This window comes from Bartonella sp. AA18HLJMS (assembly GCF_042197245.1).
Lineage (GTDB): Bacteria > Pseudomonadota > Alphaproteobacteria > Rhizobiales > Rhizobiaceae > Bartonella.
This window is the reverse complement of sequence record NZ_JBHIRP010000001.1, coordinates 357019-380538: the sequence shown is the minus strand read 5'-3', so window position 1 is coordinate 380538 and position 23520 is coordinate 357019. Positions and strand designations below refer to the sequence as shown.

13 protein-coding genes and 1 tRNA gene are annotated in these 23520 nt (G+C 38.2%); 6 read left to right on the top strand and 8 right to left on the bottom strand.

The window, feature by feature from the left end; translation table 11 throughout:
- Window positions 1-141 precede the first annotated feature (141 nt).
- On the top strand, window positions 142-528 hold the full coding sequence (locus tag ACFINW_RS01490) for a YbaN family protein (protein WP_375611405.1): 387 nt from the start codon (window positions 142-144) through the stop codon (window positions 526-528).
- 1464 nt (window positions 529-1992) lie between these two features.
- Here ACFINW_RS01490 and pncB read toward each other — a convergent pair.
- The 5 genes from pncB to aroA form a co-directional block, all read right to left on the bottom strand.
- Window positions 1993-3297, bottom strand: a complete 1305-nt coding sequence (gene pncB, locus ACFINW_RS01485; protein WP_375611404.1) for a nicotinate phosphoribosyltransferase — start codon at window positions 3295-3297, stop codon at window positions 1993-1995.
- A gap of 132 nt (window positions 3298-3429) precedes the next feature.
- A complete protein-coding gene (locus ACFINW_RS01480; RefSeq protein ID WP_375673688.1) occupies window positions 3430-11994 on the bottom strand; it encodes a GH36-type glycosyl hydrolase domain-containing protein in 8565 nt (2854 codons plus the stop codon).
- Between the two features lie 229 nt (window positions 11995-12223).
- The gene (rpsA, locus tag ACFINW_RS01475) at window positions 12224-13924 is read right to left on the bottom strand and encodes a 30S ribosomal protein S1 (protein ID WP_026500132.1); all 1701 of its coding nucleotides are present in this window, start codon (window positions 13922-13924) and stop codon (window positions 12224-12226) included.
- 132 nt (window positions 13925-14056) lie between these two features.
- Entirely contained in the window at window positions 14057-14704 is a 648-nt protein-coding gene (cmk, locus tag ACFINW_RS01470) for a (d)CMP kinase (protein WP_375629216.1), read from the bottom strand.
- On the bottom strand, window positions 14701-16029 hold the full coding sequence (aroA, locus tag ACFINW_RS01465) for a 3-phosphoshikimate 1-carboxyvinyltransferase (RefSeq protein ID WP_375639730.1): 1329 nt from the start codon (window positions 16027-16029) through the stop codon (window positions 14701-14703). The genes cmk and aroA overlap by 4 nt, the downstream gene beginning before the upstream one ends.
- Window positions 16030-16216: 187 nt before the next feature.
- On the opposite strand from aroA, the gene ACFINW_RS01460 reads away from it, so the two are divergent.
- Together ACFINW_RS01460 and ACFINW_RS01455 are read left to right on the top strand one after the other, a co-directional pair.
- Complete coding sequence (locus ACFINW_RS01460; RefSeq protein WP_375611400.1) at window positions 16217-16597, top strand: TIGR02300 family protein; 381 nt, start codon at window positions 16217-16219, stop codon at window positions 16595-16597.
- A gap of 117 nt (window positions 16598-16714) precedes the next feature.
- Window positions 16715-16790: transfer RNA gene (locus ACFINW_RS01455), tRNA-Ala, on the top strand.
- A 1600-nt stretch (window positions 16791-18390) separates the two neighbouring features.
- Here the strand turns inward: ACFINW_RS01455 and ACFINW_RS01450 are convergent.
- A complete protein-coding gene (locus ACFINW_RS01450; protein WP_375629210.1) occupies window positions 18391-18978 on the bottom strand; it encodes a hypothetical protein in 588 nt (195 codons plus the stop codon).
- A 111-nt stretch (window positions 18979-19089) separates the two neighbouring features.
- On the bottom strand, window positions 19090-20271 hold the full coding sequence (locus ACFINW_RS01445) for a DNA recombination protein RmuC (RefSeq protein ID WP_375629208.1): 1182 nt from the start codon (window positions 20269-20271) through the stop codon (window positions 19090-19092).
- Between the two features lie 90 nt (window positions 20272-20361).
- Between ACFINW_RS01445 and def the strand changes: the two genes are divergently transcribed.
- Genes def through truA form a run of 3 tightly spaced genes read left to right on the top strand, consistent with a single transcriptional unit; the run spans window position 20362 to window position 22572 of the window.
- Complete coding sequence (def, locus tag ACFINW_RS01440; RefSeq protein WP_375620854.1) at window positions 20362-20898, top strand: peptide deformylase; 537 nt, start codon at window positions 20362-20364, stop codon at window positions 20896-20898.
- Complete coding sequence (fmt, locus tag ACFINW_RS01435) at window positions 20898-21827, top strand: methionyl-tRNA formyltransferase (protein WP_375620855.1); 930 nt, start codon at window positions 20898-20900, stop codon at window positions 21825-21827. The genes def and fmt overlap by 1 nt, the downstream gene beginning before the upstream one ends.
- Before the next feature lies 1 nt (window position 21828).
- Window positions 21829-22572, top strand: a complete 744-nt coding sequence (gene truA / locus ACFINW_RS01430) for a tRNA pseudouridine(38-40) synthase TruA (RefSeq protein WP_375612809.1) — start codon at window positions 21829-21831, stop codon at window positions 22570-22572.
- Window positions 22573-22604: 32 nt separating this feature from the next.
- Here the strand turns inward: truA and ACFINW_RS01425 are convergent, their stop codons facing one another.
- On the bottom strand, window positions 22605-23468 hold the full coding sequence (locus tag ACFINW_RS01425) for an LOG family protein (protein ID WP_375620856.1): 864 nt from the start codon (window positions 23466-23468) through the stop codon (window positions 22605-22607).
- Window positions 23469-23520 lie beyond the last annotated feature (52 nt).

Below are 23520 nucleotides of genomic sequence, written 5' to 3'. Positions count from 1 at the left end.
TATTTTCAAGGAACTTATAACAGCAAAGACACTTACGCATGAAGGGGTAGAGCGTAATTGTGCACTCAGACATGTAAACAGAAAAAAACAGATACAATGTTTTTGTATAGGGTTTTGCGTAGAGGAAAATAGTACGAGAAAATGAAAAAAGATTTGAAGATATCGCACCCTTTACGTATCTGCTATTATATAGCAGGGTGGGCGATGGTTATATTAGGTATTATCGGTGTCGTATTACCTATTATGCCAACTGTGCCTTTTTTATTGGTTGCCTCATGGTGTTTTACGCGTTCTTCTCCACGTTTTCATCAATGGTTGAATAATCATCGTATTTTTGGTCCCCCTATTAAGCGATGGGAAGAAAAAAAAGCAATCTCTCCATTCGTTAAAGTTTTTGCAATGATGAGTATGACAGGAGGATTTTTATCCTTTTTTGTAATGCTACACCCTCCTTTGTGGATTTCTTTACTTGTTGCGGTTATATTATTGCTGATTGCCATTTATATTGTAACACGTCCATCTTCCTAATGATAAAAAAGGCTTTATGGGATACTCTTTTTAGCTTCAACTTATTTGTAAAAACTATGAGAACTTTTAAGTTTTGAATATAAGCTCTCCATTTCCAAAATGCATATGAAATAGCAAGCTTTTTGAACGCAATTAATTAATAATATGTTTGTGAAATAATTTTTATGAACACTCAAAATGTTCTCACTTGGTAAACAATGATAAATCACATTCATGGAAGAGAGTCATTATTTTTGTAAAGCATGTTTGTATGAATCTCTACATATACATCATTAAAAAGTCATTGATATGATAGTCATTTCTTTCTAAAAGACATTTCGTTTGTTTTCATATTTCTTAATGAGGATATAATACAAAGCTTACTAAACACCATCATTTTTATACTTATACAGTTAAGAAGCCGGTCTATTATATCAATCTTTAATGTTATATCTGTTATTAACTTAAGAATAATTCATAAAAAACAACAGAGTTTTTCAAATGGTTTTATACATACACGCATTCTTATTATAATATGCGAATAAATAATTTCTCTGTCTTTGTATAAAGCTTATTCGAAATAAAAATATTATTGCATTCTCTGTTTTTAATAAAGTCATGCCCCTCACGTAAAACAAAAGGTCTCCCAAATCATGTTATTTACACATTTATTTTAATGAAACATCTCTCAACGCTTTACTCATTTCATAATAGCAGACCATACATGGATAAAGTAAAATCTCATTGTAACGTGTATAAAATCTATTTGAGCACCATCATCCTTGCCTTTCAAAATGCACACCAATAGTCACCATGCTATTTGTCATCCTCCAATGTTGCCTTAGTAATTCCTAATGCTACAATTATAGCTTGTCATCTGGTTTTGTATATTTTGACACTAGATTTTGTATCAATTTATTTTTTTCAAAGAGTTTAAAGATGTTCTCAAAGGGTTTTGAAAGCCTTTTCTCATTTTTACTTATGGAAACGCACTTTTTTCTGATTTTCGGTAATTTTTGCAATTTTAGGTGTCAAAATCTATTTTGATAAAACGCGCATTTAATGGCCAAAATTGTACATAAAAATAGCAAATTACCACGTATTCCTACTTAATCCAACCTCTTCCCACTTAGTATAAAACCTACTGTCAAACTACAACAATAACCCTTAGAACTTGAAAACCTTCATACATGCAAGGAGATGAGTGTGCTTGATTTAACAGGGTTAAAATGAGAAAATCTCCTTGGTTAAACTTCCTTGGCTCGTTAAGTATTTTTTTAATGCGTCGTAAATATTTTTAAGTCTTATCTATCGCGCCTTATGTAAGTGAAGCGTATGCGTGGTAGGCCAAGTAGAATCTGCTCAAAAACAGCCGAACTGTTTACAGACCAGCAAAGGTTAAGAATCCTCGTCCTTAGAGTAGGACAAAAATCAATCTTATAAACAATATGATGGATCAATATACTTGTTTTAAAGAACCGGAAACTATGTCTTTATAGGTCTAGCAATTCGCTTTTTATTACCAAAAAAATTGAGATAACGTTGTACTTCTTTTGAATCACCGATCGTTTTTTCAGGATTATCTGAAAGTTTTACGGCTGGTCGACCATTGGCATAGGTCACCTTACAAACAAGGGAAAGAGCATCAAGAGTTTCGATTTCCTGAGGTGCACAGCCTGTAAAATCATTGGTAAGATCCGTGCCCCATCCAAAACTCATGCGCACTTTACCATGGAAATGATGATAGGTTTTTTCAATTGTATTGACATCAAGAGCATCAGAAAAAATTAAAAGTTTTTTGCGTGGATCTTTTCCTTTTTCTTTCCACCATTGAATAATACGTTCACCACCTTCAATAGGAGGCGCACTATCGGGTCTGAAACCCGTCCAATCAGCGACCCAATCTGGTGCATTGCGTAAAAATTCTTCTGTACCAAAGGTATCAGGTAAAACAATGAGAAGATTTCCACCATAATAACGATTCCAATCTTGCAAGACTTGATACGGAGCTCTGCGTAATTCATCATCGTTGTTGCTGAGAGCCGCAATAACCATAGGCAATTCGTGTGCATTGGTTCCAAGAGCTTCTAAATCCGTATCCATGGCAAGAAGAACATTAGAAGTTCCAGTAAAAGAATGACCAATGCCTTCTTTTAATGCTTCCACACACCAGCGCTGCCATAAAAAAGAATGGCGGCGCCTTGTCCCAAAGTCAGATATTTTAATATCAGGCAATTTTTTGAGACGTTCAACTTTACTCCACATTTTTGCTTTAGCACGCGCATAAAGTACATCAAGAGCAAAACGATCTAGTTTTTTGAGAGCAGCACGTGAACGTAATTCACTAATAATAGCAAGGGCAGGAATTTCCCACATGGAACTATGGGCCCAGGGTCCATGAAAATGAAGGATATATTGGCCATCTTTGCGGGTGAGTTCATATTCTGGGAGTTGAAAATTCTCAAGCCACTGAAGAAAATCCGGTTCAAAAATTTGTTTGCGTCCATAAAATGTATTACCAGCAAGCCAGATCATTTCTTTTTTTGTAAAGCGCAAACTAAGAGCATGATCAAGTTGAGCACGTAATTCACTCTCATCAATATCATCGGCAAGACGTATTGTTTTAGAGCGATTTATGAGGGAAAAAGTAACATTAACATTAGGGTATAACCCCCAAATCATCTGCACCATAAGAAGCTTATAAAAATCCGTATCAAGAAGTGACCGAATAATGGGATCAAGCTTCCAAGTGTGATTGTAAACACGTCTAGCAATATCCGGATGATTCATAACCTTTTTCTTTCATTTTCATAAAATCTAAAATATTATGCACCAACACGGCTAATATAGACGGTGCAATATAACAACTCTACAGTTTTGGGCAAGAATAAAAAGCCTACTCTCTTTTTCCATCTTTCATCTTTAAGATTTGACAATACGCATAATTTCATGCTGACCTGTTTTTTGTAATTTTATCCCTGTATGAACTTCGGTATATTCTTTGCTATTAACATAGAGCATATTTTTAGGTCCCCATTTTACTTTAATGCGATAAACGGCATCATAAAACTTCATTGTTGCTTCATATTTTGGCCAAATAGAGGGTAAATGTGGCTGCAAAAACAATAGGTCTCCCTGACGCTGTATTCCAAGAATAGCTTGTGTTGCAGCGCGATAAAACCAACCGGCTGAACCTGTATACCAAGTCCAACCGCCTTGACCACATCTTGGTTCAACAGCATAAATATCTGCAGCCATCACATAAGGTTCAACACGATAAATTTCAGGATCTTGTCCATGGGTAATTGGGTTTATCATAGAAAATAAAGCATAAGCTTTATCGTTTTGTTCCATTTCAGCCAACGCAAAAATACTCCAAATGGCACCATGCGTGTATTGACCACCATTTTCTCGAATTCCTGGAGGATAACCTTTTATATAACCAGGCTCGAGCGTACTTTTATCAAAAGGCGGCCAAAAAAGCCGAATGAGTCCGCCTTTTTTATCATAGAGCTGTTCCAACATTGATTTCATCGCTTGTTTTTGACGTTCAGGCGATGCCATTTGAGAAATGACAGCCCAAGATTGAGCAATGGTATCAATTTGACATTCATCATTGATTTTAGAGCCAAGAGGTGTTCCATCATCAAAATAACCACGTCGATACCAAGCACCATCCCAACCGTTTTTCTCTAGGGATTTTGTTAAATGTTCAAGGTACGTACTCCATATTTGCATATGGCTATTATCACCACGTTTTTTGGCTAAAGAAATAAATGCTTGTAATGTGTACCCAAGAAACCATCCTAACCAAATGCTTTCGCCTTTTCCTTCCACACCGACCAAATTCATGCCATCATTCCAATCCCCACCTAAAATAAGAGGGAGACCATGTGGTCCGCAGCGTTTAATGGCAAGGTCTAAAGCTAAAACACAATGTTCATAAACTGTTGCAACCTTTGAGGATTGGGTGGGTTGAAAATAAGCATCCTGTTGCCCACTTTTGAGAACATCACCTTCAATAAAAGGAATGAGCGTATCAAGAAAAGCGTCGTCACCAGTGGTAGTGACATAAAGAGCTGTTGCATATGCAAGCCAAACGATATCATCAGAAATGTATGTACGAACACCAGCATTTGTGTCAGGCAACCACCAATGTTGCACATCACCTTCAAGAAATTGGTGCGCTGCTGCATTTAACAATTGTTCACGTGCTAATTGTGGTTCCAGCAATAACAAAGACAAGCTATCTTGTAACTGGTCACGAAAACCAAATGCACCACTCGCTTGGTAAAAGCCTGCGCGTGCCATGATGCGGCATGCGTAGATTTGATAAGGAAGCCAATGGTTGACCATAAGATTAAAAGAAGCATCAGGTGTTTTGACTTGGAAAGGAGAAACAAAATCACTCCATTGCTGTTTTTGTTTTGTGAGCTGAATTTCAAAATCACTTGCACGTACTTGATTGAGTAATTTTTCAGCTTCTTGCCTATTTTCAGCACTGCCAAGATAGAAGATGATTTCTTTTGTTTGCCCTGGTTGAAGATCAATATCATAGGCGAATGCTGAACAAGGATCACATCCTGCTTCAATGGTATTTGAAAGAGCAGCGGCTTTACGGATCGCATTTGGACGTGTTACGGTTCCCGTTGCACCAATAAATTCAGCGCGATTGGTCGTCGTGCTGGTTGGCATTTCGGATGCTGATAAAAATATAACTTGTTGAGATTTCTCGATGTGATAGGGATTTTGAATAAAATGTGCACCCCATCTGGTCTCATAAGAGGAAACAATAAAGGGGGCATATTTTGTACGGACATTTCCCAAAACCCATTCAACATAATTATAAAGGCGTAAACTGCGTGGTTTTTTCCCTTCATTCGTAAGGATAAGACGTGAAAAGCGAATAGGTTTTTCGGGATCAAGTGTATGAGTCAGTTCTAATGCGATTTCTGAATGTGTTGATTTAAAAGTTGAGCATCCAAACCCATGACACGCCTCATAGACAATATTTTCGTCACATTCAACAGTAGAAACGGGTGAGAAACGTTTTAAAGACTGGCGATCAACCAGATAAAGAGCTTCTCCTGGTCGGTTAGACGTTGGATCATTCGCCCAAGGAGTTAGTTGATAATCACGGCTATTGTTAGCCCAAGTAAAAATTGCACCTTCAGCAGAGACATGAAAACCAAATCTGTGATTAGCAATGACATTAATCCACGGATGCGGTGTAGTGGTACGTCCATGAAGACGTATTACATAATGATTGTGCTGATTAAAACCACCGTAACCATTCCAATATCTTAGATCTTCTCCATTTGGGAGAAAAGAGGATGGTTTTTGTTGGCTAATAAGACCAATGGAAGAAAAAAGATTTTGTTCAATTTGTGTTGTAAATTGCTGTCCTTCGTTATATCTTGGCAAGTCTAATTGATCATAAGATTCTTGATAATTTTTATGAATTGTGAGATTAAAATCATTCTCATCAAGCCGTTTAAGTTGTTCAGATAAAGAGCCATTTTGGGCATCAAGAACGATACGCGCTGATGCAAGAAGCGTTTTAAAACTCTGTTCACTCATTTGATCGCGTCGAAGCATAAAAATATGTTGGCGTTCATCTGTTTTTTGCGTGTGGTGATAATAAGATTCACAGACCCACTCAAGAGCGCGTTGTGTACTTTGTATATAGGAAAATGTTTGTTCATTAAGAATGACCAAATCAACAATGAGTCCACGCATACGCCAATATTCGTGTGCTTTAAGGAGCTCGCGCAGTACAGCTATATTTCCCTCGTTATTTAACCTAAGAAGACAGAGTGGATTGTCTCCTGAGATAGACATGGGCCAAAGATTAGACTGTTTTCCTAGCGTTTTTGCTAATATTTCAGAAGGAAGACGCCATGTGCGGTCTGGATAGATAAGCGGTGTTGCATATTTTTGATAGATAATAGCTTCTTTAAGCTGGGTTCCGCTCTGATACAGTGCGACTTGTGAGTGCGTCCATGCCATTGAAAGTTCTTTTTGAAACATATCAGGTTGTCGATAATGTTTAATATGATTATTTAGCGCTTCTTTTGTATGAGCAGCAAAAGTCCAAAAAATAAGTTCTGCTTTTTCATGGGCTGAAATTTTTATACGGCATCGCAATGACATAACAGGGTCAAGAACACAACCTTGACTGTTACTAAAACGAGTATTTTGGTCAAATGCAGCGGGACGATGAATAGATCGCCCCCGACCAATAAACAGAGAGCGATCTGTTTCAGCTTCTGTCTCTTGGAGAATATCTGTTGTACTAGAAACAAAATGGGTAACATAGATTTCAGGATCACTAGGCGAGCGTTTGCGCCTTTTGGCAAAAATTGTTTTACCTTCTTCAGTAATTTCTGTCTCTATAAACATACGGGAAAAAACAGGATGAACTTGGTCTGTATCCATCGTGGCAAGCGCTAATTCACCATAAGAAGTCACTTCAATGAGTCGGTCTTTATTTGTCGTATTCATCAGTTGAATACGTCTCCCTTCGCCACATCCTTCAGATGTAATAAGACATTCAAGTGTTGATTTAATACCATCAACCATTTTTGTATATTCAGCCTTTTCATCTGTAAAAATGCTGACAGCTTCTTCTTCAATAACACGTGTTGGCTCACCAGTAACAGACCACCACCGTCCACTATGCGTATCACGTAAGAAGAATAAAGTACCTTGTTGATCTTCTGTTGCATCAGGAATAAAGCGCGTAATCGCATAATCGTGCCAACGGCTGTAACCAGAACCGTTCGCTGTTAACATGGTAGAATAAAAGCCATTAGACAAAAGTAAAGTTGCTCGTGGTTTGAGTAACGGGTTTGTAATAATGCGCAAAGGGGCTGCGTCAAATGCTTGAGACTTATTGCGCATACGATTAACAGCTTTGGTATGAATAATAGGAATGAGATGAGGCGCTCTTTCCTGTAAGAGCAATTGTGTTGCTTCAATAACGGGATCACGGTGAAAACGATCACGCATTCGCCCTTGAAAAATAACATTGTTAAGAGCAAGGATAGACATGCCATGATGGTGCGCATAATAATTGCGTATAATGGCGTATTTTTCCCCTGTTTTCACGCGTGTTGGAGTAAAATCAACAGAGTCATAATAACCATATGTTCCTAAAGCTCCAAGATCACGGAGTCGTTTTAAATTAGCGACAGCGCAAGCAGGAGCATATTGTGCCGCTAGAAGGCTGGCATAGGGAGCAATGACAGCATTGCGTGAAAGACCACGTTGGAGTCCGAGGTTTGGAACACCAAAATGAGCGTATTGGTAATTCATTAAATGATCGCGAGCATTAAATGCGGCTTCTGAAATACCCCATGGCAATTCCCGTTTATGGGCATATTGTATTTGACAACAAATAATCAATCGATTTGTTTGATCTAAGAGAGACCCTAAAGGTTCATGCATTACGAGAGATGGCATAAGATATTCAAACATTGATCCAGACCATGATAAGAGTGCACCTTTCCCACCTATGGGGATGAGAAGTCGACCAAGACGAAACCAATGTTTAAGTTTTATATCTCCTTTTGCGATGGCAAAAAAGCTTGCAAGACGTGCTTCTGAAGCAAGTAGGTCATAACAATTTTCATCGAGTTTGTTTTCTTGAACACGATATCCAATGGATAAAAGGTGCCGTTTAGGCTGTTCTAAAAAGTCAAATTTCATATCAAAGGCTATTTGCCTTGCCATTATAGCCAGCCTGTTTAGTTTTTTACGTAATTTTTCAGTATCACAATGAGCAGTCGCATCATTATGATGAGCGTTACAGGTGTCGATAAGGCATTTAGCCCAAGAAAGCGCACGAGCAGATTCTATCGTTTGAATTTTGTGGTCAAGTTCACCGACTAAGTGCACAATATCATGGGCTGCAAGTGAAAGATCTATGATGTGAGAAGGAATCGTATTTTCTTGTTCTATAAAAATGAAGATAGAATCATGAAAACGAGTGATGTTTTCTTCGATTTTTTGGCGTAAAGAACGTAAACTGGGTTGATGATCTGGAATTTCTCTGACAGTTTCTTCAAGAATAGCAAGAACATCCGATAAGCCTTCTCGATCACTTTGGAAAAAAAGAAGCGGTTTTTCAGCCCATTCACTTAAAGCAGAAGAGAGTGTTACCAAATGACCGGCAAGATTTCCTGAATCAACGGTTGATACATAAGTAGGTAAAAGAGGCCTGAGTGTATCCGTTTCATACCAATTATAGAGATGACCACGAAACTTTTCCATTTTTGTAAGAGAGCGTAATGTACATTCAATACGGTTGATGGTCTCTTCAAAACCAATCCAGCCAAAATCACGTGCTGCAATAATAGAAAGGAGATAAACGCCAATATTCGTAGGCGATGTACGTTGAGCAACAAGAGGTTCAGGATCTTCTTGAAAATTATCGGGAGGCAGATGGTTGTTTTGTGCATTGACAAAGGTTGTATAATAAAGCCATGTCCGCCGTGCGATAGAGCGGAGTTTTTTTTCATCTTTTGAAGAAAGATCAAGGCTATCTTGAAAGGTTGAAGGTTGACTCACAATCCAAGCAATGAAGGGTGAAAAAAACCATGCTATCCCAAAAGGCAAAGCAACCAAGCTTGCAAAACTATCAGAAAAAAGAGGGAGTGCTATAGTAAGAATACCAATAAGCGATGCTGGTGCCATTGTAAAAACATAGAAACGCAAACTATTGGGTATTGATTTTGTTGCGGCAGAAGTTTTCCATTCAAGAAGATGCTGTTTTGAAATCGTCATACGATAGAGTGTACGAATAATCGCATCGGTCATAAAATACGCCGAATGAGCAAGAAACGTCGTTTTAAGAAATATATCAGCGCTTGTAAGAGCAATTTTGTTCCAAATTAATTGAAAATGTCCACGCAAAGAATGATCTATATTGGATGAGACAAGCGTTTTTAATACACATAGAATGGGTGAAATGAAGGAGCTAAACAACAAGAATAGTTGCCAGACGATTGCACTCTTTAAAGACAAAAAAGCCCATCCTGCAAATGCTGCGATTAACCACATAAGTGGAGTGAGAGAACGACGTAAATTATCCTGCATTTTCCAACGCGTCACGGAACTTATTTGACGGTGGGAAAAAAGATAAGGCAAAAGCTGCCAATCACCGCGGACCCAACGATGATAACGCATAACATCAATATTATAAGCGGTTGGATAGTCTTCAATGACTTCTATGCTACTTACCAGAGCAGTACGAGCATAACCTCCTTCTAAGAGATCATGACTAAGAATAGTATTTTCTTTAATTTTGCCATCAAGTGCTTGTTCAAATGCATCAATATTATAAAGACCTTTACCGATAAAGGTGCCTTCTCCTAAAAGATCTTGATAAGTATCAGAAACAGCAAAAACATAAGGATCAATGCCACGGTTGATAGAAAAAACCCGTTGGAGAATTGATGTTTTTTTTCCTGTTGTAAGAGAAGGAATAATGCGTGGTTGTAAAATGCTATAGCCCTTTACAACCTTTCCACTTTGTGGATCAAAAACGGGATGATTGAGTGGATGGTTAAGCTTTCCAACAAGTTTCGCGACGCTCTCTGGAGTAAGACGTGTATCATAATCCAGCGTCATAACAAAACGGCAATCCATAGGAAGATGTGGATTGGGAGGATAAAAGCTTGTATTTTTATCGCCTCTTAAGAGCCGATTAAGTTCATGAAGTTTTCCTCGCTTTCGTTCCCATCCCATCCAACATTTTTCGCTTGTATTATAAAGGCGTCGGCGATGTAAAAGGAAAAAAAGCGGAAGTTCATCACGATGATAACGACTATTGAGTTTATCAATACTCTTTTGCGCATAGTGCAATAAATCAAGATCATCTTGCGTTTCTCTCAATGGAGCATCCACCCAATCTGTAATGAGTGCAAAATGAATGGCACCTTTAGGATTGGAAAGATAGTGCACTTCAAGATTGCGCACTTGTTCATCAATATCATCGCGTGATGTCATCAAAGTAGGTACAATAACCATTGTCCGTGCATGTTTTGGAATACCTTCTTTATATTCATAACCAATGAGTTGTTTTGATGGGACAAACCACGAAACAACAGTGTTAAATAAAGCAAAAGCAGCATCCATAGCAGGAAAAAGCGCCAATACAGTAAAGCAAAAAGATATCCATTGTGTCATGCCAGATATTTGTAAAAGGGCGTAAATTACCAGCAAAAGAGCAAGCGTCAGAAAAGAGACAGGAACGGCGATGACTCTCAATTTTGAGCAACAGGAAGCGCGTGTCCATTTTATGAGAAAGGGCGGAATATACCCACAAGCCTTTTCAAATATGCCACGACCATCATCAACAAGGTACCACCCCACACAAGAATGATGAGGCATATCTTTAGAAGTGGAATTTGCCATTTCTACAACTTTATGTGCAACTTCCAGTTCACTAAGAGGCGAAAAGCGAGAAACTTTTTCAATGACTTGTCGATAAATATTGCGTGAGTGAGCATCAATTTCAGAAAAATCACTATTTTTACGCAAAATAGAATCGACACAACTCACTGTTTCAAACCATGCTGTCCAATCAACATCATCTATAGCTTTAAGAGCACGGATAATATTTCCCATGGTCACACCATCTGCTGCTTGTCGGGTATGTTCATCAGCTGTTGCAATCTCTAAGCTACTACCTTGGCTTTTCAATTGCTTTTCAAGCCAAGTTAATGCTACGGTTGAATCGACAGATGCACTGCGCAGGCGATAGAATAAATGTGCTGAAAAAGTTGGATCAACAGTAAATGGTTTATACTGCGTAAAAAGAGAGTGTGGATTTGTTTTATTTTCTACAAGAGAAATTTTATCAGCTACTTGACTAGCAAGATGGCGCATATGTCGCGCTTTTTCGATACGTACTGAAAGACGACGGACATTTTCAATGAGCAGCATTTGCATAACTGAAGGAAGAGCCCACAATTCACCAATTGTGAGCGCACAAACTTCTTGAAATCCGTTGGTCATAGCAGTGAGTGTTTCTTGTGAAAAGCTGCTATCGGTATGCGCAATATAAAGCCAAGTTAAAGCAAAAATTCGTGGTATGCCGGCTTTGTGTGTAGAAAGAGGAAGTTGCTTTATGAAGGACTTGGGTAGATTACGACGTAGCTTTTGTATGGTTTTATCAATGGTGTAATGATTATCAATGAGCCATTGAGCAGATGGTGCGATGGTTTCATCATTTCGGGCAGCAAAATCACTGGTATGAAAGGCATGAAGAATAAGTTTAGCATTTTCATTCAATCTCTTGCGAAAATCTCCTACTCCTTCATATTCAGGGAGTAAAATTTCTTTACCAGAAGCTATATCATGCCCTAAGTTATAAAGATCTTCCTGTACCTTATAGATTGCACGAAGAGGAAAATCCGTATTAATAAAATGATCTTTTTTCTCTTTTTGAGAAAAAAGTATTTTATGAAGGGTATTATGCACGCCATGTCCCATTGTTATTTAATTACATCGTTTTTTATTTAAATTGTAAGCATTTTATCTGAATAGTGAACCGTTGTTAGACAAAAAACAAACTTTTTGTTTTTATTTGCAAGCATTTATAATTTTTGTTTCAATAATTTAAAAATAAGCAGACAATTTTTTTTAGAAAATAAAAAGGTCACTCCTAATGAGTGACCTTAATAATAACACCAACTTTAATGATTGATGATTAATCTTGTTCTTGTTTTTTCAAAGCTGCACCCAGAATATCACCAAGAGAAGCACCTGAATCTGTAGAACCATATTGTGCAACAGCTTCTTTTTCCTCTGCAATTTCTAAAGCTTTAATCGATACTGAAATTTTACGTGTTTTTTTATCAAATGCTGTGATGCGAGCATCAACCTTTTGCCCAATTGCGAAACGCTCAGGACGTTGCTCATCACGATCACGCGCAAGATCAGCACGCCGAATGGTTGTCTCAAGGTTGTGGTCAATCAATTTCACACCAATGTCATTGTCGTTAACAGCAATCACTTCGCATGTTACAACTGCACCTTTTCGCAATTCGCCAGAAGCAGCTGCTTCTCCAACTTTATCACTGGAAAGCTGCTTAATTCCAAGAGAAATGCGCTCTTTTTCAATGTCAACATCAAGGACCACAGCTTTAACGATATCGCCTTTATTGTAAGTATCAATAACTTGTTCACCAGGACGGTTCCAATCAAGATCAGACAAATGAACCATACCGTCAACATCGCCTTCAAGCCCAATAAACAGACCAAATTCTGTTTTATTTTTAACCTCTCCTTCAATTTGCGAATTGACAGGAAATTTATTAGCAAAAGCTTCCCATGGATTTTCAAATGTTTGTTTTAAGCCAAGAGAAATACGCCGTTTAGAAGGATCAATCTCAAGAACAACCACTTCTACTTCTTGTGATGTAGACAGAATTTTTCCAGGATGAACATTTTTCTTTGTCCAGCTCATTTCAGAAACATGGATCAGCCCTTCGATTCCTGGTTCAATTTCAACAAAACCACCGTAATCAGTAATGTTGGTAACAGCACCCGTAATTTTTTTACCAATCGGATACCGGACACTGATGCTTTCCCAAGGATCACTTTCAAGCTGTTTCATTCCAAGAGAAATACGGTGCGTATCTTGATTAATGCGAATAATCTGAACTTTAATCGTTTGGCCAATTGTGAGCACTTCAGATGGGTGATTAACACGCCGCCATGCCATATCTGTAACGTGCAAGAGACCATCAATCCCACCAAGATCAACAAAGGCACCATAATCTGTAATATTTTTCACCACACCTTCAACGATTTGGTTTTCTTCAAGATTTTGTACGATTTCTGAACGTTGCTCAGCGCGACTTTCTTCTAAAACAGTGCGGCGTGAGACCACAATATTGCCACGACGACGATCCATCTTCAAAATTTCAAAGGACTGTGAATTATGCATGAGGGGTGAAACATCACGAATGGGACGAATATCAACTTGGCTGCGAGGCAAGAAAGCAACGGCACCATCAAGATCAACTGTAAAACCACCTTTTACTTGGCTAAAGATCACTCCATCAACGCGTGCACCAGCATTGAATTTTTCCTCCAAACGGACCCAACTTTCTTCGCGCCGTGCTTTTTCACGCGATAAAACAGCTTCACCCATCGCATTTTCAATGCGTTCAATGTAAACCTCAACTTCATCGCCAACTTGCAAAGAACCATCTTTTGCTTTAGCTCCAAATTCTTTGAGAGGAATACGTCCTTCGACTTTAAGACCAGCATCAATAATGGCCATGTCTTTTTCGATTGCAATAACACGACCTTTAACAACAGATCCTTCATTAAGATCATTAGTTTGAAAAGATTCTGTTAAAAGGGCTTCAAAATCCGCTGTTGTGGGATTGTATTGTGACATAAGAACTCCTAATATATACCTTGTATTATAAGGTATGAGCGCTAGGTTAGTGTTAACATAAGTAACTCCCTAGCCTTTTCCTTGAATAAAGGAAAAAAAGTTAGCGCTAGGCTGGAAGTTACCTTAACGAATTTATCCAATTATATGCATTTTTATGATTGGATCAACAAAACTGCATGCAATTTCAAATGTTGCTTCTATACTCAATTCTGACGTATCAAGCAAGTGGGCGTTTTTTGCTGGTTTTAGTGGACTTTGTTTGCGCGTTATATCGCGACTGTCGCGCTGTTCAAGTTGAGCTAGGATTTCATGATAATTTGCTTGAACACCTTTTTTTAAAATCTCTTGGTAGCGGCGTTTGGCGCGTGTTTGAACATTGGCTAGAATATAAAACTTGATATCGGCATCAGGACAAACAATCGTTCCGATATCACGCCCATCAAGCACACAGCCGGGCAAAACTTTAGCAAAGTTGCGTTGTTTTTCGACAAGAATTTTGCGTACAGCAGGGTTAATTGCTATTTTTGAAGCCGCTTCACCAAGTTCATGAGAAGAAAGAAGAGAAGGATTTAAGGTATTAAAATCAAGTTCTGTAGCATAAATAATAGCATTTTTTTCATCATTAAGAGCTAAATTTTGTTGTAAAAGCGTATGAGCAACACTACGATAAGTAAGACCAGTATCGAGATGACGAAGGCGATAATGTGCAGCAATTTTGCGTGCTAAGGTTCCTTTGCCTGAGGCTGCAGGTCCATCAATGGCAATAACAAAAGGCTTCAAGCGATTTTCCCCCCAAGTTTTTTTATAAAAGGAATAAACTCTGGAAAGCTCGTAGCGATCATTCGTTTATCATCAATGGTAACAGGTTTTTCTGACACAAGCCCAAAAATGAGAAAACACATAGCAATTCGATGATCAAGATGTGTGGCAACATACCCCCCCCCCAAACCTTTGGCAGAACCTTTTCCATAAACAATAAGAAAATCTTGACCTTCTTCACAGTCTACACAATTAATTTTTAATCCTTGAGCAACAGCAGACAATCGATCTGATTCTTTTACACGCAATTCTTCAATTCCTAGCATAACTGTTTTGCCTTCTGCAAAGGCTGCTGCTACTGCCAAAGCAGGATATTCATCTATCATCGATGGAGCACGTTCTTTGGGCACCGTAACGCCTCTAAGGACCGATGATTTTATCCGTAGATCAGCAACATTCTCTCCACCTGTTTGACGTCGGTTCAAAAATTCAATTTGAGCACCCATTTCCCACAATGTTTCGATAAGTCCTATTCGAGAGTTATTTATCAAAACATTTTCAATGGTGATATCAGAGTCTTCTACAAGAAGGGCTGCGATAATTGGAAAAGCAGCAGAAGAAGGATCACCCGGAATATGAATCGTTTGTCCAGTAAGATGGGGTTGACCATTAAGATGAATCAAACGCGCACCTTTGTTATCTTTTTCTATTTCAAGTTGCGCACCGAATGCTTTTAACATTTTTTCCGTATGATCTCGTGTCAGAACTGGTTCAATAACAGTTGTAGTGCCGGCGGTATTGAGTCCAGCAAGCAGGATTGCTGATTTAATTTGGGAGGAAGCTATTGGAACACGGTAACGAATCGGATTAGCCATTTTCGGACCATAAAGCGTTAAAGGAAGGTAATCGTCGCGCGTTGCCTCAATTTCAACCCCCATGAGACGCAGTGGATCAAGGATACGCCCCATTGGACGTTTAGAGAGAGAAGCATCACCAATAAAGGTTGTTTTCATATGATACGGACCAACCATTCCCATAACCAAACGAGCACCTGTTCCAGCGTTTCCAAAGTCTAAAGGTTTTTGTGCAGCTAAAAGGCAACCATTCCCTGTTCCTCGTATGATCCAGAAGTCTCCTTTTTTAATAATACAGGCACCCATAGCTTGCATAGCAGCAGCTGTATTGAGTACATCAGCGCTTTCAAGTAATCCATGAATATATGTCTCACCACTTGCTAATCCTCCCAATATAAGAGAGCGATGAGAGATTGATTTATCTCCTGGTATTTGAATTTTTCCAGAGAGACTACTCGATTTATAGGTGGTTATAGGGATTGCTTTTTGCATGGAAATTCTATTTAATTCTATCTAACTTTTATGAAATTGTGCATCCTTTAGCACATGCTTTAAAAGACGTCATGAAAAAATCACTGTGGAACAGTGTATTTATCTTTGACAAAGGTATTATTTTTCGATTAAGCACCATAAAATTTATCTTTTAATGGAATAATAGTTAATCAAAGAGGCACGGTTTATGGCAAAACAAGAACTTGGAACTAAACGTGTTGATCCAGAAACAGGAAAAAAATTTTACGATCTAAATCGCGATCCTATTGTGTCGCCCTATACAGGAATTTCTTATCCGCGTTCTTACTTTGAAGTTGCAGCAGCTGAAGCAAATAATGAAGAAGAAGTTGATACTGAGGAGCTTGATACAGCACTTGAAAAATCTGCTTTTATGCTTCTTGAAGATGATGATGTGGATTCTAAAGATGACGATCTTCCTGATTTAGAAGATAGTGATGTAGATCTTGGTGATGATGATGATACATTTTTGTCTCATGATGGTGACGATGAAGATGATGACGTTACTGATATTCTCGGAGGCGGTGTTTCTAATGATGACGATGCTTAAAAGAAGTAAAAGAGGACATCTTTTCTATTGAATGTAAATTCTTCTTGATCTTCAATTTTGATCGTTCTAGAAAAGTTGGAATTGTATACTGTCTTTTTGGGACAATTTGTTTTTATAGGGGCTATAGCTCAGCTGGGAGAGCGCTTGCATGGCATGCAAGAGGTCAGCGGTTCGATCCCGCTTAGCTCCACCAAAAGGACCAACTGTTCTATCAAGGGAATCAATCATAATAAAAGATGTGTGCATCAATTTAAAAGGTTTATGTGCTATTTAATTATCATTCCAATAGCGCCTGTTCCTTGCATTTTAATGACATTATAATACATTTTTAATCATTTGTTGGATTATAAAATTTACTGTCGCAACCATGAAAGTAGATAATTTTTTTATGCTTTGCACAGAAATAGAAAATGATCTGTTTAATCTGCGCCTTGTCTTAAAGGACAAAATCTGAATTTCCTTTACCACAATATTTCCACAAATATCATAATATGTTGGTTACTGGTATCTTTTTAAAAGATATGAAGTACTTAAACAAAGAGTAGAGAATAAAATATTAAAATATACTTCTCAATTATTGCGAATCAGAACTTTTTTCGAGTATTTTTAGCCTGATCAGATGTTCTGCCAATTAAAAATACCTACCTTGAGTAGCGTATACCTGCTCAATACTAAGGTATATTAACGCTTAAATAATATATTGAATCAATTAATTTTTTTCCTTGCACGTCACAAACAAGGTCGAGGTGTGAGAGCAAAGTGGTGCCATCATTATATGTGCTAATTCCCAATGTTACCGATAATTCTTACATTTGAAAATGTATGTTCATAAAAAAATATTTTTAGTCTTTTCTTTCACAGTTTTTATCCACATACCCATTGTGCTTGTTATCTGCAAGCCAATGGTTTTATTGATTCAACCTCAAGAGATCTGAAACGATAAAACCCTACGCCATTCGAGATTCTTACTTTAATATAAATAACGATATATTATCTTTATAAATCAATATGCTTAAACCATTTAAGAAAAAGAATAAAAATGCTTCTCATAAATATTCTCAAATGCAAAAGCTATCACAACATTGGAGACTGACTTGTTACTTCATAGGCGTTACAAATCTTTCTCTGAATATTCCCTACCCTGAATATTCATTGTGTGTAAAGTTGCATATACCTTATCATCCTATAAACGGGAGTGTTTTTACAATACAATAAGATAACTTTTTTCAATTAAGATGGACTGGATGGACGAATATGTTTTATTTCATACAATACTAAATACACCTAGTTCTTTTGAAGACTGTAGCGCCCTCTTTATACAAAATAACGTTTTTTCGTTTAATGCATTTCTCGTTTTTTTATATTGAATATTTTACCCTTTTTATGATGCCCGAATTGCATTTGTTTTAATTGCTATTTTATACGCTTAACAAAGAAAATATTCATATAATAATCAGCCAGTAATACGCATAATGAAAATAAAAAATGATATTATATTTTAAAATTTTTCTTCAATAAGCGCTGGCACTTAGCCCAATGCGAAATGCCAGCGCTAAATAGAAGATAGTTTCTATTATAAATTTTTTTAACAAAGGAGGTAAAAATGTCGAGAGTATCTTCAAATATATTGTGTATTGCAAAAACTTTCTGTTGCTTGAGTTTATTCTAAAAAATAACAATTTATTTCATTGAACGATCGGAAAAACGGCACTGTTTTATCATATCATGCGGAATTTTGCTTTCGAATAATTCTATCCCATCAATTCCCTGATTGAGATTTTCAAAAATCTTCCCTAATGCCATCCACATCTTTTTAATTGCTGTTCATAGAGCCTCGATATCCTTGCCATGCGCTGTGCTGTCTGTGAAAGCGCAGCACTGACATGCCCACCACTACGTGCATAAGCACCATGCCCCATATGATAATTTAAATAAAGGCTATATGCATCATCAAACCTCACCCCATTGCGTTGAACACTTTGGCGATGATACCAAGCAACAAAATCAGCAGCATCTGCGAAATTCGTACGCCATGCAAAAGACTTTCCTGTAGAGCGAAGATACATTGCCCATGTACTATCAAGCGCTTGAGCATAACCATAAGCTGTCGACCGACGCTTCCATGGAATAAAACCAAGTAGTTTTTTGCGTGGAGGACGTGCATTGTGACGAAAGCTCGATTCCATCTTAATGGTTGCAAGAATAATAGGCATAGGAATCCCATAGCGCATTTCTGCTCTTTGAGACGCCTTTCTCCAATTATCAAAAAAACCATTTTTTTGTGCTAAAATAACGCAAGCATTGTTTGTGTGAATGGGAGTGGTTGTTGCGCATCCCTCTAGCAAAAACACCAGTGCCCCTAAAAACAAAAGGTGTCGCATATTCCTATTCCTCTCGTTTAAGAAATAAAACAAGATAGAGATACTAAAAAATGATTACCAATCAATAAAGAACATGATCTAACTTGTAATATTTAAGAAGCTTGCTTTGCTTTATTCCTCATCAGCAAAACGCAATGTTTGCGACTGAGCCAATGTTGTCATTTTTGTTGGTTCAGAGTAATTTTCTTTTAATTCGACAGTTTCAATGCGATTTGCCCGTTTCATGATTTTGGAAGACGATATCAAAATTCCCTCTATATCTTCACCTGCTTTATGAAAGTGCTTCTGTAGTGCGCGAACACGCGTATCCATTCGTCCAAAATCTTCCATCAATTTTGCTACTTCTGATTGAATTAAATGCGCTTGTTCACGCATCCGCGCATCTTTCATAATGGTTTGTACCACTTGGACAGAGAGCATCAACAAAGATGGTGAAACAATAATCACATGGGCTCTATTGGATTTTTGTACCAATGCCTCAAAATCCTCATAAATTGTTGCGAAAATCGATTCAGATGGCACAAAAAGGAAAGCAGTGTCATGGGTTTCTCCAGGAATCAAATATTTTTGTGCAATATCACGAATATGAACTTCCATATCGGTACGAAATTGGCGTTCTGCCTCTTGACGCTCTTGCGCTGATTCTGCCTTACGCATAGCATTCCAAGCTTCCAGAGGAAATTTAGCATCAACAACAAGAGAAGGAGCTTTATTGGGCATATGAATGAGACAATCTGGGCGCTTTCCATTGGAAAGAACAGCCTGAAAAGCATAAGCGTTTGTTGGTAAGGCATCGGCAATAATTGCTTCCATCCGCCCTTGACCGAAAGTACCACGCGTCTGCTTATTACTTAAAATGGACTGCAACTGAACAACTTGTCCCGTAAGCGATTGAATATTATTTTGTGCTGCATCAATCACTGCTAAACGCTCTTGCAAACGATTCAAATTTTCATAAGTGGATTTGGTTTGTACCTGAAGTGTTTGGCCTAAGCTTGTTGTCATCCCATTGAGTTGCTCACTGAGTGATTTATTCAATTCAGCCTGCCGTTGACCAAAAATTTCCGCCATCGTTTGCATTCGTCCTTGCATTTCAGCTTGTGTTTTCAACAAGGTAGCCATCTGCATTTGTGCCTCACGTGCGCGTTCAGCAATTTCATTTTCCAAAAATGCTTTTTTTCGATGAGAATGTATCAACATAAAAAATGCCAAACAGACAAGTATAAATAAAAGCAAAAGCATTAGTTTAGAAAAAAAATCACCAGCGAATATGGAAAAAAACGAATCAAACATAAATTGTAATATAACGCTCTTATTGTAAAAAAACGCAAGAATCCGTTATTCAATATTGACCAATAACAAACCATTGATTAATCTCTACTTATGCCAATGAGATCTTTAGTTACTTTACCTGATCCAATTTTACGGGAAGTGTCCAAACCTGTTGAGCAGGTCGATTCAGCTCTCCAAAAACTTGCGGATGACATGTTGGAAACCATGTATAATGCTAAAGGCGTTGGTCTTGCTGCTATTCAAATTGGTATACCGCTACGTATGTTGGTTATAGATGTCTCTGGAAATTCTGAAGATGAGCAGAAAAAACCACTTGTTATTATCAACCCTGAAATTTTATGGCTTTCAGATGAGCGTAATATTTACAAAGAAGGTTGTCTTTCTATTCCTGATTATTTTGCAGAGGTTGAACGTCCTAAACGCCTTCGTGTTCGCTATCAGAACCGTGAAGGAAAACAAACAGAAATTGAAGCAGACGATCTCTTAGCAACTTGCTTGCAGCATGAAATTGATCATTTAGATGGGCGCCTTTTTATTGATTACATTTCAAAGATCAAACGCGATATGGTGATACGAAAATTTAAAAAACGCGCAAAAGAAAAAAACATGCAGGAAGCAGTTTTGTAATGGCTTTACGATTAAGTTTTATGGGAACACCAGATTTTTCTGTTCCTATTTTACATGCTTTATTGGATGCAGGTCATGATGTTGTTGCTGTTTATAGTCAACCCCCTCGTCCAGCAGGACGTCGAGGACTTAAATTAATCCCCTCCGCTGTTCACACCGTAGCAAAAGAAAAATCCATTCCTGTCTTCACGCCTCAAACACTCAAAACAATCGAACAACAGGAGCAATTTGCAGCACTTTCTGTTGATGCTGCTATTGTGGTGGCTTATGGACTCCTTTTACCTAAAGCTATTCTCGAAACGCCACGTTTTGGTTGTTTTAATGCCCACGCTTCACTCTTACCACGTTGGCGTGGTGCTGCGCCTATTCAACGAGCAATTATGGCTGGTGATAAAGAAACAGGTATCATGATCATGAAAATGGATGAAGGACTTGATACGGGGCCTATCGCTCTTTCTCGCTCCATCCCCATTACTGATAACACCACCACTGCTGAGCTTTCAAACAGACTTTCACATATTGGCGCAGAACTTATGGTAGAGACTTTATCCACTCTTGAAAAAGGACAACTTAAACTGACCCCACAATCAGAAGAAGGCATCACCTATGCCGCCAAAATTAGAAAAGAAGAGACCCGCATTGATTGGACAAAACCTGCAGAGTTTATTCATAGGCATATTCGCGCGCTCTCTCCCTCTCCTAGTTGCTGGTGCAATATGAATATCGGTGGACGAGAAGAACGTGTAAAAATTCTTGATAGTCGTTTAACAACAGGTCCTTCTCTTGAAATTGGACGGATAGAACCAGATTCTTTGATTATCCATTGTGGGCAAGGACGGATAGAAATAACCTCTCTCCAAAGATCTGGCGGTAAAATTCTTGAGTGCGCAACCTTTTTGCGAGGTGCTCATATTTCTGCTGTTTTTTAAGATGCCACGTTTTAAACTCACTCTTGAATATGATGGTTCAAATTATGCTGGTTGGCAGCGTCAAGCAAAACTTCACACGATACAAGGAGCTCTTGAACAAGCAATTTTTTGCTTTAGTGGACAACAATTGACCATAACAACAGCAGGAAGAACCGATGCGGGCGTACATGCTACGGGACAAGTTGCGCATGTTGATTTTGAAAAAAACTGGCTCTCCCATACTGTGCGTGACGCGCTCAATGCTCTTTTACGTAAACAGGGAGAGGCGATTTCAATCTTAAATGTAGAAAATGTCCCTGATGACTTTGATGCACGATTTTCCGCTGTAAAACGCCATTATCTTTTTAAAATACTTAATCGTCGCTCTCCACCAGCTTTAAATGCCAAACGCGTGTGGTGGATACCAAAACCTCTTCATGCTGAAGCCATGCATGAAGCTGCGCAAAAGCTTGTAGGACAACATGATTTTACAACTTTCCGTTCAGCACATTGCCAAGCCAAAAGCCCTATTCGCACCCTTGAACGTCTCGATATTCAAAGAGAAGGTGAAGAAATTTTCCTTTATGCACAAGCTCGTTCTTTTCTTCATCATCAAATCCGTTCATTCGCAGGAAGCCTCATGGAAGTGGGTATTGGACGTTGGACAGCTCAAGATCTCGAAACAGCTCTTCATGCTAAAGATCGTAAACGTTGTGGTGTTGTTGCCCCCCCCTCAGGACTTTATTTAACCAAAGTAGAGTATTAATTATCCTTCAAGAGTGAGCATCTCAAAAGTCGTTAAGGCAGTTTATAAAAAGAACGAATTTCTTCAAAAGCTTCTGCTGCTGTATTAACAAATTTCACAAAATTAATATCAGTAGGAGAAATTGTACCTTGTGCAGACAGATACTCAAAATTGACAGTATTGCTCCAAAATTCTTTGCCAAACAATAAAATTGGTACCTGTTTCATACGCCCCGTCTGTACTAAAGTTAATGTCTCAAACAGTTCATCCAGAGTTCCAAATCCGCCAGGGAAAATGGCTAGGGCTTTCGCTCGTACTAAAAAATGCATTTTGCGCATCCCCAAATAGTGGAAATTAAAACATAAATGCGGTGACACATACGAATTAGGCTCCTGCTCATGTGGTAAAATAATATTCAAGCCAATCGTTGGGGCACCAACATCACAAGCACCACGATTTCCCGCCTCCATGATTCCTGGTCCGCCCCCTGTAACAACCACAAATTCACGATATTGTGTCGTAGCAGAATAAAGTGAGCACAAACGTGCAAACTCTCTTGCTTCATCGTAATAATGTGACATAGCATGCAAATTTTTCTTTTGTATTTCATTTTTTGCAGCCCACGCTGCTTGCCTAGGTTCAGGAATACGCGCACCACCAAACAAAACAACTGTTGATTGAATATCATATTCTTTAAGGGTTATTTCCGGCTTTAAAAATTCAAGACTAATACGTTGTGAACGCAGCTCTGGACGCATCATAAAATCTTGATCGATATAGGCTAAACGATAAGTAGACGAATGCACCTGTGCTGAATTAGAAACTTTATGTATTTGTTGTAGAGCATCCTTCGTATGGAGAAGTGGCGTCCAGTTTTCTTGCTCCCTTTTTCTTTTTTCTTTACAGCTTTTTTTCATGCACCTGTCCTACTTCCTCATCGTTTTATTGACTGAACACATTTCTTCGCGT